Source organism: Rheinheimera mesophila, from assembly GCF_000986865.1.
GTDB classification, from domain to species: Bacteria; Pseudomonadota; Gammaproteobacteria; order Enterobacterales; family Alteromonadaceae; genus Pararheinheimera; species Pararheinheimera mesophila.
This window is the reverse complement of record NZ_LAVS01000005.1, coordinates 1-15,400: the sequence shown is the minus strand read 5'-3', so window position 1 is coordinate 15,400 and position 15,400 is coordinate 1. Positions and strand designations below refer to the sequence as shown.

Below are 15,400 nucleotides of genomic sequence, written 5' to 3'. Positions count from 1 at the left end.
AAAGGAATAGCTATGATCCGTATAGGTTTATTAGGTGCAGCACGTATTGCCGATCGGGCTATCATCCAGCCTGCTGCCTTGCGCTCTGATGTAGTCATTGCAGCAGTGGCTGCATCGAATCTTGAAAAAGCTCAGGCTTTTGCCCAGCAGTTTGATATAGAACTGGCTTTAGGCAGTTATGACGAGCTATTGGCCCGTGATGATATCGACCTGATTTACAACGCTTTACCACCGTCTTTGCATGCCCAGTGGTCCATTAAAGCTTTGCAACAAGGCAAACATGTGTTGTGCGAAAAGCCTTTTGCCATGGACGCCGAAGAAGCCAAAGCCATGGTAGCGGCTGCAGAGTCTAGTGGCCGTTTACTGATTGAAGGCTATCACTACCGCTTTCATCCGGTGTTTGCGGAAGTAGAGCGGCTATTAAAGAGTGGCGAGCTTGGCTCTATCCACACAGTGCGCAGCAATTTTTCAGTGCGTATTGCCGAAACACCAGGTTCTTTGCGCCACAACGTGCCTTTAGGTGGCGGCGCTTTAATGGATTTAGGCTGCTACCCACTGCACTGGTTACGCACTTTATTTGGCGGTTCACCGCAGATTTTATGGGCCGGTGCCATTTGCCCTAAACCCCAACTGGATAGTAACTTCGAGCTACGTTTACAGTTTCCGAATGGCCCTTTGGCCTATGTTGGCTGCGCTATGAGCGAACATTTAGGCCGCCACCACGATGCGTCTTTGTATCTTGAGGGTGACAAAGGCCAACTGGAAGTCTTGAACCTGGTTGCTCCTCATCAGGGCCACAAGTTATGTCTGACCAAAGACGGCCAAAGCCAGGACTATCAGCTACAGGGCGACACCACCTACGACCACCAACTGGCGCACGTCGTCGCTTGCATCAAAGGCGAAATCAAACCGCTGACAGGTGGCCGCGACGCCATAGAGCAGATGCAACTGATTGATGATGCGTATAAAGCGGCGGGGTTGGTGCCGAGGGGCAGTGTCGCTGCTGAAACCGCATAAGCTGGTCTGGCATAGAGTAGGTGAAATAGGGAACTTCACAGAAAAGTTGCTTGTGTATGCGAAAAATCTGATACTCCAATTTTATGGTCGGCTCTGAAGGCATCAGGCTGGCACTACCATGATCAAGGCACAGAGCCTGCAGGGATGAGTTCTGTGGCACGCAGGTTGTCAATTGCAGCTTAAGCATCTGAGTTTTTTTGTTATTGTAAACGCGGCTATGCTGTGCGCTTTGCCGCTAAAGGCTTCAGAGCATTACAGTGATCATGAATTATTCTGTTTTAGTCTGCCGAAAAACACCGACTGTTTACTTGAGTTGCAGCGTCAGTTACAACAGCAGCCTGTAGGTAGTAAAGACTGGTACAAGCTCGAGTCTTACCTGCTGGATTATTACTACGACAAAATCGACTTCACCAGCTTAAAGCTGCAGGCTGAGATGTTGCTGCAACGTCAGGATGTGCCCTCTGTTGTATTGGCTCAACTGTATTTTTACTACGCCAAAACCCTGATGCATTTTAACCAACCGCAGCAGGCTGAAGCTTATGGCTTAAAAGCTGCACAGCTGGTTACTGAATTGTACAAATCTTTTGGTAACCCACTGAGATTGGTGGAACTTGCTAACTTACAAAAAACGCTGGGCCAACATGACCTTGCCGTCCAGACTTTGTCTGAAGCTGAACACAGGGCAGGCAATAGCCAGGATCCTATTTTCTGGTTTGAGCTGAACAGCAATAAGGCGTTAATTACGGACAGCACCCAATCCTTTGCAGAATCTTTGCTCTACCGGCAGCGCGCTTTAGCTGCAATTTTGCCGACAGAGCACCATGTAAAAATTGTGGTAGCTCTTGGTAATCTGGCCCGTACCGAGCAGTTGCTGGGGCGCTATAAAGCGGCGTTAGGCCATTACCAACAGTCATTGGCTTATATGTCCAAAAATGCAGACCCGCAAAATTGGAGCATTTTCCATGTCCGGCTGGCAGAGATTGCGCTTCAGCTTAACAACCCCGAACTCTCCAGAGAATACATGCAGCAAATTGATAGCACACTGTTGGGGCAAACACACAGGCTTGTTTACCAACAACTGCAGCAGAAATTGGCGCAGTACCACAAGAAAAAACCAGCCGGGGTTTAGCCACAGCTGGTTGTTTATCTTTCTGGTATCAGATTGAGCTAGTTATTCAATATTCTGGATCTGCTCCCGCATCTGTTCGATTAAAACCTTCAGCTCCACCGCTGTATTGGTGATCTCGGTTGAGATGGCTTTAGAGGACAAGGTGTTCGCTTCGCGGTTGAATTCCTGCATCATAAAATCAAGGCGGCGGCCTATGGCTCCGCCTTGTTTCAGGCTGTGGCGGGTTTCTTTGATATGAGCGTCTAAACGGTCCAACTCTTCTGCCACGTCAGATTTCTGGGCTAAAAAGGCCATTTCCTGCTCGAGGCGGTTTTGGTCCAGTTCGGCTTTTACTTCCTGCAGGCGGTTGAGCATTTTGTCGCGTTGCCATTGCAGAGCTTGAGGTAAATGGGTGCGTAAAGTGCTGACATGAGTGGCGATTTGATCCAGACGGTCGCGGATCATTTGCTCTATCGCTGCACCTTCACGGCCACGGCCTGCTACAAAGTCGACTAAGGCGGCGTCAAAGGCGGCCATCAGTTCGGCTTGTAAGCTGTCGATGTCCTCTTCCTGAGTTTCCATCACACCAGGCCAGCGCAGAATATCGACCACGTTAAGCTGGGCTTTGCCGCTTTGCTCGGCCAGAGCACTTGCGCTTTGCATCAATTGTTTGGCTAAAGCTTCGTTAATTTTTAACTCACCGGCTGTGCTTGCCGCGCTGTATTTCAGGTTGATTTCCAGTTTGCCGCGGTGCAGTTTCTGCCGCAGTTTGTCGCGTAATAACCCTTCTAAGCAACGAAACTGTTCTGGCAGGCGGAAATAGCTTTCCAGATAACGCTGGTTAACGGAGCGGATTTCCCAAACGGCATTGCCCCAACTGGCACGAATTTCGTGGCGGGCATAAGCGGTCATACTGTGGATCATAATGAGGTCCTGAACTGCAAAATAAAACCGAGTATACCCGTCTTAATTGAAGCTGCAACTTTGTTGGCTGCGTTGAGCTGGTGCAGAGTTCAAACGCCTTGCCGCATTTACTTAGCGTATAGATGGCACAGCAAGGCTGAAATCCCTATAATGAAGCACTTTTAATCTCAGGTTGAGGCTTCACCATGCGTCCTAGTGGCAGAACAGCGAGTCAAATTCGTCCTATTACTTTCACCCGTCAATTTACGGCTCATGCTGAAGGTTCAGTATTGGTTGAGTTTGGTAACACCAAAGTTATTTGTACTGCCAGCGTGATTGAAGGTGTGCCACGTTTTATGAAAGGCCAGGGCAAAGGCTGGATCACTGCTGAATATGGCATGTTGCCACGCGCTACTCATACCCGTAACGAGCGCGAAGCAGCCAAAGGCAAGCAAGGCGGCCGCACTATGGAAATTCAGCGTCTGATTGGCCGCGCTTTACGCACTGCTGTGGATTTAAAACTGCTGGGTGAAAACACTATTACCATTGACTGTGACGTGATCCAGGCTGATGGGGGTACCCGCACGGCTTCTATCAGCGGTGCTTGTGTGGCTTTAGTGGATGCGCTGAATTTTATGCGCGCTAAAGGTTTGATCAAAACCAACCCGTTGAATTTTATGGTCGCTGCAGTTTCTGTGGGTGTTTATAAAGGCACTGCTGTAGCAGATTTAGACTACGCCGAAGATTCAAACGCTGAAACCGATATGAATATCGTCATGACTGAAACTGGCAAAATCATCGAAATTCAGGGCACGGCCGAAGAGGCGCCATTTAGCTTTGAAGAAATGCAGCAGATGATGGAATTAGGCAAACATGCCATCCGCGAAATTATCGATGAACAAAAACGAGTGCTGGCGTAAGAGGTTCAGATGAAACAGTTTCAAATAGACTTTATTGAATTTGCCTTGTCGCGTCAGGTATTGAAGTTTGGCAGTTTTACACTGAAATCCGGCCGTACCAGCCCGTACTTTTTTAACGCAGGTTTATTTAATACAGGCGGCGATTTAGCCCGTTTAGGCCGGTTTTATGCCGCGGCTTTAGAAGATGCTGGTGTAGAGTTTGACCTGCTGTTTGGCCCTGCTTACAAAGGTATTCCTATAGCAACTACTACGGCTGTGGCTTTGTTTGATCAGTACGGCAAAGATGTGCCTTATTGCTTCAACCGCAAAGAAGCCAAAACCCATGGTGAAGGCGGCAACTTAGTGGGTTCGCCTTTACAGGGCAAAGTGATGCTGGTGGATGATGTGATCACGGCCGGTACTGCGATTCGTGAATCGATGCAGCTTATTCAGGCTCAGGGTGCCAGTTTAAGTGGTGTGCTGATTGCGCTTGATCGTCAGGAAAAAGGTCAGGGCGAACTTTCTGCTATTCAGGAAGTCGAACGCGACTTTGGCACTCGAGTGGTGTCTATCATTTGTTTAAACGACTTAATCAACTACCTGCAAGGCAAACCAGAGCTGGCGCAGTATTTAGACGCTGTGTCTGCTTACCGTGCCCAATATGGTGTGAGCTAGGCTGTATTTAAGGACAAGCTATGAGCAAGCCAAACGGCACAGGTTTTGGACGTATTATTAAAGCTGCGGATTGTAGCCGTAAAGGTTTCGCCGCAGCCTGGGTGAACGAAGCCGCCTTTCGTCAGGAAGCTGGCCTTACTTTAGCTGCCATTCCTTTTGCCTGGTATTTAGCGGCTGATTTTGGTCACTTTGCTATTTTGATGGGGGTTTGGTTACTGGTGATTATTGTTGAGTTACTCAACTCAGCCATTGAAGCCTTAACCGACCGGGTCAGTCTAGAGCGGCACGAATTATCAGGCCGGGCTAAAGATATGGGCTCAGCCGCCGTGACTTCGGCGCTTGTCTTTGTTGCCTTAGTTTGGGCAGCCGCTATCTGGCAAAAGTTTAGTTAACCCTTCGTACTTGTCGCCTCGCCACAACTCCAATTACTTTGGCTTAATGGTTTTGTTTGAGTGAGCTGTGTTTAAACAGAAAACAAAAAACCGGTCAACTTTAAACTGACCGGTTTTTTTTATCTCTGGCTCTTAAACAGCAAGTTTTAAACCGTGAATAAGGTTTTCTGCAGCAAAGCCCATTGGTTAGGCCACTGCGCTGTTGGCAAACGGGCAAAACCTGAGCGGACAAATTGCTGCATTTTGCCTTCACAAATACCCAGCAACAGGTTGGCTAAATCACCTTCATCGACAGGAAAACTTTTTCCTTCCCGTAACTTACGTTCGCGTAAACATTGTTTGAGCTGAGTTTCCAGCTTTTCATACAAGGCGCTGATGCGCTCCTGCAAACGCTCCTGTTCACCCTGTAAGGCATCGCCGGTCAGAATACGGCAGATACCTGGGTTACGCTCGGCGAAAATCAGCAATAACTGCATTATAAGTTCGATACGCTGCTCGGTTTGTTTGTGCTCCTGCACTATCGCATTAATACGCGACAACAAGGTGTCTTCAATAAAGTCGATTAAACCTTCAAACATCCGGGCTTTGCTGGGGAAATGCCGGTACAAAGCCGCTTCAGATACACCCACCTGAGCTGCCAAAGCTGCTGTGGTGATACGCTGGCCCGCATGGCTTTGCAGCATAGCGGCCAGGGCCTGCAAAATATCTTCTTTGCGGTTGGGACGTTTTGTCGTTGCCATGGATATCCTTGTCACTAATTACTGACGGCCAGAGTGACCAAATCCACCTTCGCCCCGGTCTGAAGCGTCAAAATCAGAAACTATGTTAAATTCTGTCTGTACCACAGGCATAAAGACCAACTGAGCTATACGATCGCCGGGGTTAATAGTGAAGTGTTCCTGCGAACGGTTCCACATAGACACCATCAACTGGCCCTGATAATCAGAGTCGATTAAACCCACTAAGTTACCCAGCACTATGCCGTGTTTATGACCTAAACCAGAACGTGGCAGTATAGTGGCGCATAAATTTGCGTCACCAATATGAATAGCTAAACCTGTAGGGATCAAAGTGGTTTGGCCCGGTGCCAGTTGTACTTCTGCATCCAGACAAGCCCGCAAATCTAAACCAGCGCTGCCCGGTGTGGCATAAGCCGGTAATGGGAATTCAGTGCCGATACGTGGGTCGAGAATTTTTAAATCAATGGCTTTTTTCATGCAGATAACGCTCGTTAATCAATAAAAGAAGTTGCTGTGCCAGCTCTGTTTTGGCTTGTAAGCCAAACTGCTGTTCGCCGTCGGCCCAAAATACAGTGAGAGCATTTTGTTCGCTGTTAAAGCCCTGGTTCGATAGGGACACGTCGTTGGCGCAAATCAAGTCCAGTTTTTTCTTCACCAGTTTCTGGCGGGCATAATTAGCCACATCCTGAGTTTCAGCAGCAAAACCTACAGTAAAAGGACGTTGTGAGGTTAATGCAGCCACAGCGGCAATAATGTCCGGGTTTTTCACCAGCGTCAGGCTGGTGCTATCGTCGCTGGTTTTTTTCAGTTTCTGTGTCGCTACCTGCGCCACTTTATAATCTGCTACTGCAGCGCAGCCAATAAAGATGTGTGCGCTGATCGCCTGCTCTAATGCGACCTGATACATCTGGTCGGCTGTGACCACGTCAATACGTTTTACGCCTGCAGGTGTTGCAAGCTGCACTGGCCCTGCTATTAACGTGACCTGTGCACCCAATTGCACCGCGGCTTCAGCTAAAGCAAAACCCATTTTGCCTGAACTGTGGTTAGAGATATAACGCACAGGGTCTATTGGCTCGCGGGTCGGGCCAGCAGTAATCACCAGTGATACCCCCTCTAAAGGCAACACTTTAGGCGCAAAATGCTCAAGGACTAAATCCACCAGTTGCAAAGGTTCTAACATCCGGCCCATACCGACATCACCACAGGCTTGTTCACCTGCTGCTGGCCCCCAGATGTAAAAATTACGTGTCTTTAATGTGTCTATATTGTGTTTGGTGGCTATATTTTTATACATCTGCTGATTCATCGCAGGGGCTACAGCGACAGGGGCATCGGTTGCCAGCACACAAGTGCTTAATAAGTCGTTGGCCAGACCATGGGCTAAGCGGGCAATTAAATCAGCCGAAGCTGGAGCTATCAGTAATAAATCGGCCCATTTGGCCAGCTCTATATGGCCCATAGCGGCTTCGGCAGCAGGGTCGAGCAGACTGTTGGCCACCGGATGACCGGATAAGGCCTGCAAGGTTAAAGGCGTAATAAATTCGCACGCTGCGTCGGTTTGAATGACCCGTACTTCAGCGCCTCGTTCTTTCAGACGGCGAATTAAGTCGGCACTTTTGTAAGCGGCAATGCCACCGCTAATGCCTAATAAAATGCGTTTTCCTGAGAGTAATAGTGCCATGTCTGTCGCAGCAAAAAGGGGTTAAGTGGGCGTTAAGATAACACGGAAAGATGAAGGAAAACAAAAACTCAAGGAGGCGAAGATGAGTATAAAAAGCTGGCCTGAAGGTGAAAGGCCAAGAGAAAAACTGCTGGCACATGGCGCAGAACATTTATCGGACGGCGAATTGCTGGCTATTTTTTTACGTACTGGTGTGGCCGGTATGGATGCGGTGGAATTGTCCCGCACTTTATTGCATCAGTTTGGTGGTTTGCGGCCTTTATTAGCCGCCAGTCAGGCAGACTTTTGCAAAGGCCATGGTTTAGGTCAGGCAAAATATGTGCAATTACAGGCAGTTATGGAACTAAGCCGACGCTATCTGGTGCAAAGCATGCAACGCGATACTGTCTTTACTGAACCTGCTTTGGTGAAGCGGTATTTACAACAAAGTTTAGCGGCACAAAAACGCGAAGTTTTTATGTTGTTGTATTTGGACAGCCAGCACCGGCTGATTTGCGCCGAACCGTTATTTTTCGGCACTATTGATGCATCTCCGGTGTATCCGCGTATTGTAGTTCAGAGTGCTTTAGCGCATAATGCCGCCGCCGTTATTTTGGCTCACAATCATCCATCCGGAGTTGCAGAGCCGAGCCGTGCCGATCGGGTGATAACGGAACGCCTGACTCAAGCCATGTCTCTGGTTGACATCAAGTTGCTGGATCATTTTGTGGTAGGTGATGCAGAGGTTATTTCCTTTGCCGAACGCGGCTGGCTATAAAGGTCTGAAGTTTGGATGTGCAAACGATCGCCTGAACCGTACAGATTTGCTTGAATTTGATCAGGCTTTCGTGTATAAATTGCGCCCTTTCAGAAATCCGGGGCATTCTTCTTGGCCAGAAGGATGAACGAAGCTCGAGCTGAAGTAATTTTGGAGAAACATTGACATGTCTAGAGTGTGCCAAATCACTGGTAAGGGTCCGATGGTAGGTAACCGTCGTTCACACGCCAACAACGCAACTAAGCGCCGTTTCCTGCCTAACCTGCAAACTCACCGTTTCTGGGTTGAAAGCGAAAACCGTTTTGTGACTTTACGTATTTCTACTCGTGGTATGCGTATCATCGACAAAAATGGTATCGATACTGTTTTAGCCGATCTGCGTGCTAAAGGTCAGAAGGTTTAAGGAATTAAATTATGCGCGATAAAATTCGTTTAGTTTCTTCTGCTGGTACTGGCTTCTTCTACACAACAACGAAGAACAAACGCACCATGCCAGAAAAAATGGAAATCAAAAAGTTCGATCCTAAAGTGCGCAAGCACGTGATTTTCAAAGAAGCGAAAATCAAGTAATTGAACTGAAAAAACCCGACGCAAGTCGGGTTTTTTACTCTCAGTGTTCTGCGATCTATCTCGTTCTTCTGGTTGTTCCGCCTGTCTCTGGTTTACACTGCGGTTTTTCTTCTGCCTCGGTTTTAATTTTTATGATCCGTTTAAGTCAAAAAGGCTGGAATAACGTCATGATTTACACAGTGGTGATTTTAGTCGCCCTGTTTGTCGGTTTACCTGAGTACGTAAAACAAACTCGTAATGAACCTCAGCCTCAACTGATTTCTTCAAGTCAGGTGCTATTGGCTTTGCATTTTCCCAAACATCAGATTGAGCGGGCCGGGCCAAGCTGGCGCTCACAACCTGCGGTATTCAACGAAGCCCAATTGAGCACTTTGTTGCAGCACTGGCAGCAAGCCTCGTTGCCAGAAAAGTCGCCGCTGAACCCGATCAATCCCGTACTAGTGACTGAAGTGTCAGTTTGGTTAACGGGCAAACCTGCACGGCAGCGTTGGCAGTTGTATCAGGCTGGTCAGTATTATTGGTTAAAAGCAGTTGACGCTGATTCGTGGTACCGCTTGCCAGAAGGTCAGGCTGACTTATTGTTCCCATCTGTTTTACGTTGAGGCTGTTATGCCAGAATTACCAGAAGTTGAAGTCTCCCGTTTAGGTATTAGCCCCCATCTGCAGCAGCAACATATTGAAAAAGTGGTGGTGCGACAGCGCCAGTTGCGTTGGTGGATACCTGATGACGTATTGGACATTAAGCAACAACCTGTGCTTGATGTGACAAGACGGGCGAAATACCTGCTGATTCATTTGCCGGACGGCGAATTGATTATCCATCTGGGGATGTCAGGTCATTTGAAAGTGGTGCCGCAGAGTACTCCAGCCAGTAAACACGATCATGTAGATATTTATCTAAGTAATGGCTTTATGCTGCGCCTAAACGACACCCGACGTTTTGGTGCCGTGTTATGGCAGCCAAAAGACACACTGCATCCCTTGATGACCAACCTGGGCCCTGAGCCTTTGTTGGGGGATTTCCATGCGCAGATGTTACTGGCTGCTTGCCAAAAACGCAGCAGCGCCATCAAACTGGTATTGATGGATAATCATGTGGTGGTTGGGGTGGGGAATATTTATGCCAATGAAGCCTTGTTCCAGGCGGGTATTCATCCCAAAATGCCAGCCAATCAACTGACCGCAGAACAAGCCGAACTATTGGTGCAGGTGGTGAAACAAATTTTGGCGAAGGCTATTACTCAGGGCGGCACGACTTTAAAAGACTTTAGTCAAACAGACGGTAAGCCGGGCTATTTTGCCCAGCAGTTGTTGGTGTATGGTCGTGGCGGTGAGGCGTGTTTCAGTTGTCAGACTGAACTGAAAGAAATACGGTTAGGTCAGCGCAGTACCGTTTATTGCCCACAATGTCAGAACGAAGACTAGAAACTTTGTTTGGCCAGTATCCGCCATTCCACCCCGGATAAATCATCGTCACCACCAAAGGCTTTGGTGAGATCTATATGGATCATAGTGCCACGGCTGCTGTGACTGGACAGTAGCCGTATACCAGCCCCGACCCCATACAAAGTTTGAACGCCTGAACTGCCCGGTAAATCCGGGTTGTCCCCCCAGGTGCGACCCATGTCGGCAAAAGTGGCGTAACCTACATCAAAAATCTGTGCTATGGACAGATTGCTGTAATAGCGATATTCCATAGTAGCCAGCGCCAGACGTTCGCCGGTTTGATAATACAGAGGGAAAGCCCGCAGGCCTGTGTCGCCGCCTAAACTCAGGCGCTCGTCACGAAATAAATCATGGCCGTACTGGTACGTCAGTTGACCAACCAGACTATGCTGCGGATCAAACTTGTGAATGAGCATCAGATGAGTTTTGACTAAAGTCTGGCTGATGTCGGCTTGCTCCAGTTGACTGGCTGAGGCTGAGGTCAGCAAATAGTGATCTGCGCTCAGCTCTGTTGCTTTGTGCGCCGATGCCGTCACTTGCCAACCTTTGTCATCGGCGCCCAGCATCGGCGCCAAATAGGCCAGTTTGACGTCCGCCTGCCAGCCTAAATTAATATCTTCTACCCGGTTAAACTGGTAGATATTAAACATTTGCCGGTAATCGGACTGCAAATACTGCCAGGCTAGCCAAAACTGGGACAAATCGCGTTTATCCGGCTTACCAAATAAGGTATCCGCAGTTTCCTCAAACTGCACTTCATTATGGGTTGCGCCCATGAAAATACGTTGCACCCATAGATCAGCCGCTGCAACTTTTATCCCCCCCTGAACATCAAAAAACCTCTTTTGTTTCTGAAATTCATTGGCTTCGTCGCCAAGCAGGTATTCATTAATGTCCTGACTGTCCTGATCCAGAGTTAAAGCAAAAGACCAGGGCGCACTGAGGCGATAAAAAGGCTTTTCGACAGCAATTAAATAGGATTCCCCATCAGATTTATCCGCGTATCGGGTATTTAACCCCCAGTGACTGCCAAACATATTAGGTGAGCGGAAATTCAGTAAGTAGCTGGTACGTTCGCTGTCGTGTTCATAATCCAGATTAATTTGGTTCCCTGTACCAAACAGGTTGTCTTCGGCCAAGCCAAAAGTAGAGCGGCTCTCACCACCTTCGCGGCTGGCGGATACTTTGGGTAATAACGACCAGTTATCCCAACTACTGATGGTCACTATCACCTGCTGATCCGGACATTGATGAGTCACTCGCACCTCAACCTTACGCAGGTAACGTCTGGTGCGTAATAAACGTTCAGTTTCTGCCAGACTATCCGCATCCAATGCATCACCAGTTTTAAACAACACATCTTCCTGTAGTGTTGCTTCGGTGGTAATGATGTGAGTGCGGTTAGCAAAGCGGTGAAACCAGTAGGTGTTGGGTTGCTCTAAATCAAACACATCGTTGCGGATAAAACGGACTTCCCTGATTGTTTTTCCAGTGTAGAGCTGAAAGTCAGAGGGATCTTGAACGGGGGTACAAAGCTCTGAGGCTTGCAAAGGATGATTCAGACTAAGCACAACCAGTGCAAAAGTGGCTGTCAGTGATTTGAGTAAAATACTGCTATACATCTTCAACACGACAAGATCCATTTCTGTTGATAGGGTTTTATCATGACACAATTTACAACAAGAGCTAGCGGAAAAGACTGAGAACATAGCCTGTCCTCAGTCAAAACAAATCAATACATTTATTTTGAAGCGGCTTTAATGGCGGCAATCTGACTGTCAGATAAGCGGACTACGCTACCTGGATAAGGTTTACCCATAGGGTAATCCCACTCTTTTGGCCGTGACGCTGCAACCACTTGCTTAAATGCATCGCAGACCTTCTTGGACGGTTCGTCACCAAGCTTTTTTGCATAAGCTTCCAGCATTCGGCTATCCACACCCTCATTCGACAGCACACAATAACCTTCAGTCGAGTACACCACTTCTTCTTCCGCTGCTACCGCAGATACAGTTCCCAAACAAAGTAGAGCAATACAGATTTTATTTATGTTTTTCATATGAGTCCTTGATTTAACTGCACTTACCAGAACAGTTGGTAAGCAAATTTAACTTTAGGACAGTTTCAGCGCTTTGCCAGTTTATCTCTGGATCTTCTGCTCTGGCTCATTGCGCAGTAAAGCCAAAGTATTCTGGCTCAGACTGAGCTCCCGTTGTGGAAATGGCAAGTCAATCCCCTGCTGGTCAAAGGCCTGTTTGATCTCTTCCAGTAAACAAGTGCGTAACTCTCTGTAGTTTTCTTTTCTGGTCCAGACCGAAAATTGTAAGTCCAGTGACGACTCGGCAAAGCTTAAAAACTGAAATACAGGAACAGGTTCATCCAGACTCAAAGGATTTTGCTCTGCAACTTTTAGCAAAACTTGCCTGACCTGATTGATATTTTCTTTGTAGGCTACACCGATTTTCAGATCCAGCCGACGGATAGGGAAACGGGTTAAGTTGATGACTTCTGTTTTAATCAGGCTTTCATTGGGAATACGGACAAAAAGGTTATCGAAGGTCCGTAATTTAATAGACAGCAGGTCAATCGATAGAATTTCCCCCGTAGTGTTACCGACCTGAATAGTATCGCCGATCTGAAACGGTCGTTCGCCAATCAAAAACAAACCACTGATCAGGTTCGATACTGAGGTTTGCGATGCAAAACCAATAGCCACGGACAACACCCCGGCCGCGCCCAGTAATACCCCTAAATTAAAGCCTAATTGTTTTAATCCACTGGCAACAAAGAGCGCCAACACCAGCCAGTACACCAAACGGCGACTTAAACTGGCATGATGAGGGCTAAAACGTTTTAGGCAGACTTTGTAAACAGCGCGGGATAATAAACTGGCCGCTAAAAAGCCGATAATAAACAGCAAACCAGCCTGCATCAAAGAGAGAAATTTGTCTGAATCCAGATAGTTAATGATCAGATCAATCATAAAGCACCTCGGTTGGCTGCATGAGTAAATAAATCACTGAAAGCGCGGAACAGGCCATGTTTTTCCATATGCAAACGGGGTTTAGCTAGTCGTTCAGCACCATCAAACCCAGCAGGCATCTTTTTACTGATCTGCAGTCGACTGAGTTCCGCATCGTCCTGATGATCCAACAGCACCTGATCTGTCCATAAACTGCCGTCGGTCAGACCGTATAAAGATAAATAAGGGATGGGTAAACTAAGCTTTTCGATACTCATCATCCGGCTGGAGTTATTTTTCACTGTGACAGGGGTCACAGCTTTGTGCACTCGCCGTGGTAACTCCTCTTTACTGTGTCTGGCCTGAGTTTTATCGGCATAACAGAGTTCACCCACCTGGGTATTGGGGCCAAACCAGGTGTCGGATAAACGTTGGCTTTGCACTTCCTGCAACATTAAATCCGGTTGCTGCAGTTCAATCCGGATGCTGACAGGACTACTGATATAGAACGTCACTTGTTCACCGGATGGTATATACACAGGTTGATGCGTTTTTACCACCACTGGCCGATCTGCCAATACAGGTTTCAAACAAAACTGTAGCGGCTCGTTCTCAAAGACGAAACGACTGGCCAAACGATGCTGTGGCCACTGTGGCAGCAGTTCAGCTTCCAGCTCCTGATGTTCTGCTTGTGCCAGTAGTTCAGTCGACAGCCGCCACTCTCCGGCTTTACGCTGTAAAAAAATCAGTAAAGGTCCCAGTTGAATTTTGCAGCTTTGCTCGTTGAGTAATGTTTGAGGTTGCCACCACAACGCCTTGTTTTCGGCAAACATATTCTGTCCTTTGGGCGGGCAGGTGTTGGTCGAACGAAATCACACACTTCTGCCGCTATTAAGTTGAGGTTAAGTGGTTACAGGAGTAAAATGATGCTTGTTTTTCGCTGTATCAGCAATAAGTTAAGCTGATATTCCTCTGCAATAACCAAGGAGAGTTCCGTTTTTATGGACGTACCCAGTCACAGGCTTAGCCTGACATACAACTTAACCCTGTAGTTTTGCTGTAGAGCACTGGTTTGTCTGAACCTTGCGACTACGGCCCGTAGTTCGAGGTGAAAACATGGAAGCCTTAGTTCTGATCCATACCTTACGTGCTGCTCTGGAGAGCGGTGATTTTTCTGTCTTATCCGTGCGTTTGGCTGATACCCACGCCGCCGACTTAGCGGGTGCTTTGGCTGAGTTTTCCACTGCGCATCAGTGGCAACTGTTAAGTTGCTTTGGGTTAAGTACACAAGCCGAAGTGTTCAGTTATTTACCCGAAGAGCAGCAGGTAGAACTGGCACATACAGTACGTCGGCAAGATTTTACCGCTGTGATTCGTCAAATGTCGTCGGATGAACGAGCTGACTTGTTCAACAAACTGTCCGATGCGCAAAAACAAGCTTTGTTACCCGCGTTGGCGCAAGCCGAACGTGATGACATCCTGAGCTTGTCCTCGTACTCTGAAGGCACAGCGGGTGCCATTATGAGTTCGGATTACGCTATGTTGTCGCCGGACTTAACTGTCACTCAAGCTATAGAGGTGCTGCGCAACGAAGCGCCAGATAAAGAAACCATTTATCTGTCTTATGTGGTCGATCAGGACCGCATTTTAATTGGTGCTCTGTCGTTGCGTGAGTTAATTTTGGCGCCCACCCATGCATTGGTCGATGATGTGATGAAACACGACCCTATCCATGTCAAAGTGGATACGGAGCAGGAAGAAGTCGCGTCATTGGTGGCCAAATACGACTTAATCGCTATTCCTGTGGTGAATGCGCAAGGACAGTTAGTAGGGATTGTCACCCACGATGACGCGATGGACGTCGCTGCCGCTGAAGCGACGGAAGACTTTCACAAAACCGCCACTATCGGCAAGCTCGAAGGCAGTGTCAAAGATGCCAAAATCAGTTTGTTGTATCGCAAGCGTGTGGTCTGGCTGGTGGTGCTGGTGTTTGGCAATATCTTTTCTGGCGCAGGTTTAGCGGCTTTTGAACAGATTATTTCACAGCACATTGCTTTGCTGTTTTTCCTACCGTTACTGATTGCCAGCAGCGGTAATGCCGGTGCTCAATCCGGCACCTTGATGGTGCGGGCTTTAGCCACGGGTGATATAAAATTACGCCACTGGGGCAAAATGCTCGGCAAAGAAGTACTGGTGGCGGGTTTGTTAGGTTTGACCATGGCGCTTGCTGTGTATGCGCTGGGTTAC

At 47.9% G+C, this 15,400-nt stretch carries 19 protein-coding genes; 11 read left to right on the top strand and 8 right to left on the bottom strand.

Annotated elements, in window-relative coordinates; translation table 11 throughout:
- Positions 1-12 precede the first annotated feature (12 nt).
- Both SD53_RS03440 and SD53_RS03435 read left to right on the top strand, forming a co-directional pair.
- Positions 13-1,017: a Gfo/Idh/MocA family protein gene (locus tag SD53_RS03440; protein ID WP_046518830.1), complete on the top strand. Its 1,005-nt coding sequence runs from the start codon at positions 13-15 to the stop codon at positions 1,015-1,017.
- Between the two features lie 172 nt (positions 1,018-1,189).
- The gene (locus SD53_RS03435; protein ID WP_046518829.1) at positions 1,190-2,146 is read left to right on the top strand and encodes a tetratricopeptide repeat protein; all 957 of its coding nucleotides are present in this window, start codon (positions 1,190-1,192) and stop codon (positions 2,144-2,146) included.
- A gap of 42 nt (positions 2,147-2,188) precedes the next feature.
- On the opposite strand, the gene SD53_RS03430 is transcribed toward SD53_RS03435, so the two are convergent.
- Positions 2,189-3,049: a YicC/YloC family endoribonuclease gene (locus tag SD53_RS03430; protein ID WP_046518828.1), complete on the bottom strand. Its 861-nt coding sequence runs from the start codon at positions 3,047-3,049 to the stop codon at positions 2,189-2,191.
- Positions 3,050-3,234: 185 nt separating this feature from the next.
- Between SD53_RS03430 and rph the strand changes: the two genes are divergently transcribed.
- Genes rph through SD53_RS03415 form a run of 3 tightly spaced genes read left to right on the top strand, consistent with a single transcriptional unit; the run spans position 3,235 to position 4,994 of the window.
- Positions 3,235-3,948: a ribonuclease PH gene (gene rph / locus SD53_RS03425; protein ID WP_046518827.1), complete on the top strand. Its 714-nt coding sequence runs from the start codon at positions 3,235-3,237 to the stop codon at positions 3,946-3,948.
- Between the two features lie 9 nt (positions 3,949-3,957).
- Positions 3,958-4,602: an orotate phosphoribosyltransferase gene (gene pyrE / locus SD53_RS03420; protein ID WP_046518826.1), complete on the top strand. Its 645-nt coding sequence runs from the start codon at positions 3,958-3,960 to the stop codon at positions 4,600-4,602.
- A gap of 20 nt (positions 4,603-4,622) precedes the next feature.
- Complete coding sequence (locus tag SD53_RS03415) at positions 4,623-4,994, top strand: diacylglycerol kinase (protein ID WP_046518825.1); 372 nt, start codon at positions 4,623-4,625, stop codon at positions 4,992-4,994.
- 146 nt (positions 4,995-5,140) lie between these two features.
- Here the strand turns inward: SD53_RS03415 and slmA are convergent, their stop codons facing one another.
- The 3 genes from slmA to coaBC are packed head-to-tail and all read right to left on the bottom strand — an operon-like array spanning position 5,141 to position 7,418.
- Positions 5,141-5,734, bottom strand: coding sequence for a nucleoid occlusion factor SlmA (gene slmA / locus SD53_RS03410; RefSeq protein WP_046518824.1), 594 nt, complete (start codon positions 5,732-5,734; stop codon positions 5,141-5,143).
- 18 nt (positions 5,735-5,752) lie between these two features.
- Positions 5,753-6,211 (bottom strand): dUTP diphosphatase, encoded by a 459-nt coding sequence (gene dut / locus SD53_RS03405; protein WP_046518823.1) that lies wholly within the window; start codon positions 6,209-6,211, stop codon positions 5,753-5,755.
- Complete coding sequence (gene coaBC / locus SD53_RS03400; RefSeq protein WP_046518822.1) at positions 6,195-7,418, bottom strand: bifunctional phosphopantothenoylcysteine decarboxylase/phosphopantothenate--cysteine ligase CoaBC; 1,224 nt, start codon at positions 7,416-7,418, stop codon at positions 6,195-6,197. The genes dut and coaBC overlap by 17 nt, the downstream gene beginning before the upstream one ends.
- 82 nt (positions 7,419-7,500) lie before the next feature.
- Here coaBC and radC point away from each other — a divergent pair, with 82 nt between their 5' ends.
- The 5 genes from radC (at position 7,501) to mutM (ending at position 10,170) form a co-directional block, all read left to right on the top strand.
- Entirely contained in the window at positions 7,501-8,175 is a 675-nt protein-coding gene (gene radC, locus SD53_RS03395) for a RadC family protein (protein ID WP_046518821.1), read from the top strand.
- Positions 8,176-8,341: 166 nt separating this feature from the next.
- Positions 8,342-8,578: a 50S ribosomal protein L28 gene (gene rpmB / locus SD53_RS03390; RefSeq protein WP_008899984.1), complete on the top strand. Its 237-nt coding sequence runs from the start codon at positions 8,342-8,344 to the stop codon at positions 8,576-8,578.
- A gap of 11 nt (positions 8,579-8,589) precedes the next feature.
- Entirely contained in the window at positions 8,590-8,745 is a 156-nt protein-coding gene (rpmG, locus tag SD53_RS03385) for a 50S ribosomal protein L33 (protein WP_008219722.1), read from the top strand.
- 131 nt (positions 8,746-8,876) lie between these two features.
- Entirely contained in the window at positions 8,877-9,347 is a 471-nt protein-coding gene (locus SD53_RS03380) for a hypothetical protein (RefSeq protein ID WP_046518820.1), read from the top strand.
- Positions 9,348-9,354: 7 nt separating this feature from the next.
- Positions 9,355-10,170 (top strand): bifunctional DNA-formamidopyrimidine glycosylase/DNA-(apurinic or apyrimidinic site) lyase, encoded by an 816-nt coding sequence (mutM, locus tag SD53_RS03375; protein ID WP_046518819.1) that lies wholly within the window; start codon positions 9,355-9,357, stop codon positions 10,168-10,170.
- On the opposite strand, the gene SD53_RS03370 is transcribed toward mutM, so the two are convergent.
- The 4 genes from SD53_RS03370 to SD53_RS03355 form a co-directional block, all read right to left on the bottom strand.
- Positions 10,167-11,813 carry a BamA/TamA family outer membrane protein gene (locus tag SD53_RS03370; protein ID WP_052749234.1) on the bottom strand — a complete coding sequence of 549 codons (1,647 nt, stop codon included), beginning with the start codon at positions 11,811-11,813 and terminating at the stop codon, positions 10,167-10,169. The two genes, mutM and SD53_RS03370, sit on opposite strands and share 4 nt — an antisense overlap.
- A gap of 119 nt (positions 11,814-11,932) precedes the next feature.
- On the bottom strand, positions 11,933-12,250 hold the full coding sequence (locus tag SD53_RS03365; protein ID WP_046518818.1) for a hypothetical protein: 318 nt from the start codon (positions 12,248-12,250) through the stop codon (positions 11,933-11,935).
- 81 nt (positions 12,251-12,331) lie between these two features.
- The gene (locus SD53_RS03360; protein WP_046518817.1) at positions 12,332-13,174 is read right to left on the bottom strand and encodes a mechanosensitive ion channel family protein; all 843 of its coding nucleotides are present in this window, start codon (positions 13,172-13,174) and stop codon (positions 12,332-12,334) included.
- On the bottom strand, positions 13,171-13,986 hold the full coding sequence (locus tag SD53_RS03355) for a DUF432 domain-containing protein (protein ID WP_046518816.1): 816 nt from the start codon (positions 13,984-13,986) through the stop codon (positions 13,171-13,173). Before SD53_RS03355 ends, SD53_RS03360 begins: the two co-directional genes overlap by 4 nt.
- Positions 13,987-14,269: 283 nt before the next feature.
- On the opposite strand from SD53_RS03355, the gene mgtE reads away from it, so the two are divergent.
- The coding region (gene mgtE / locus SD53_RS03350) for a magnesium transporter (RefSeq protein ID WP_046518815.1) at positions 14,270-15,400 on the top strand (1,131 nt) is incomplete at its 3' end.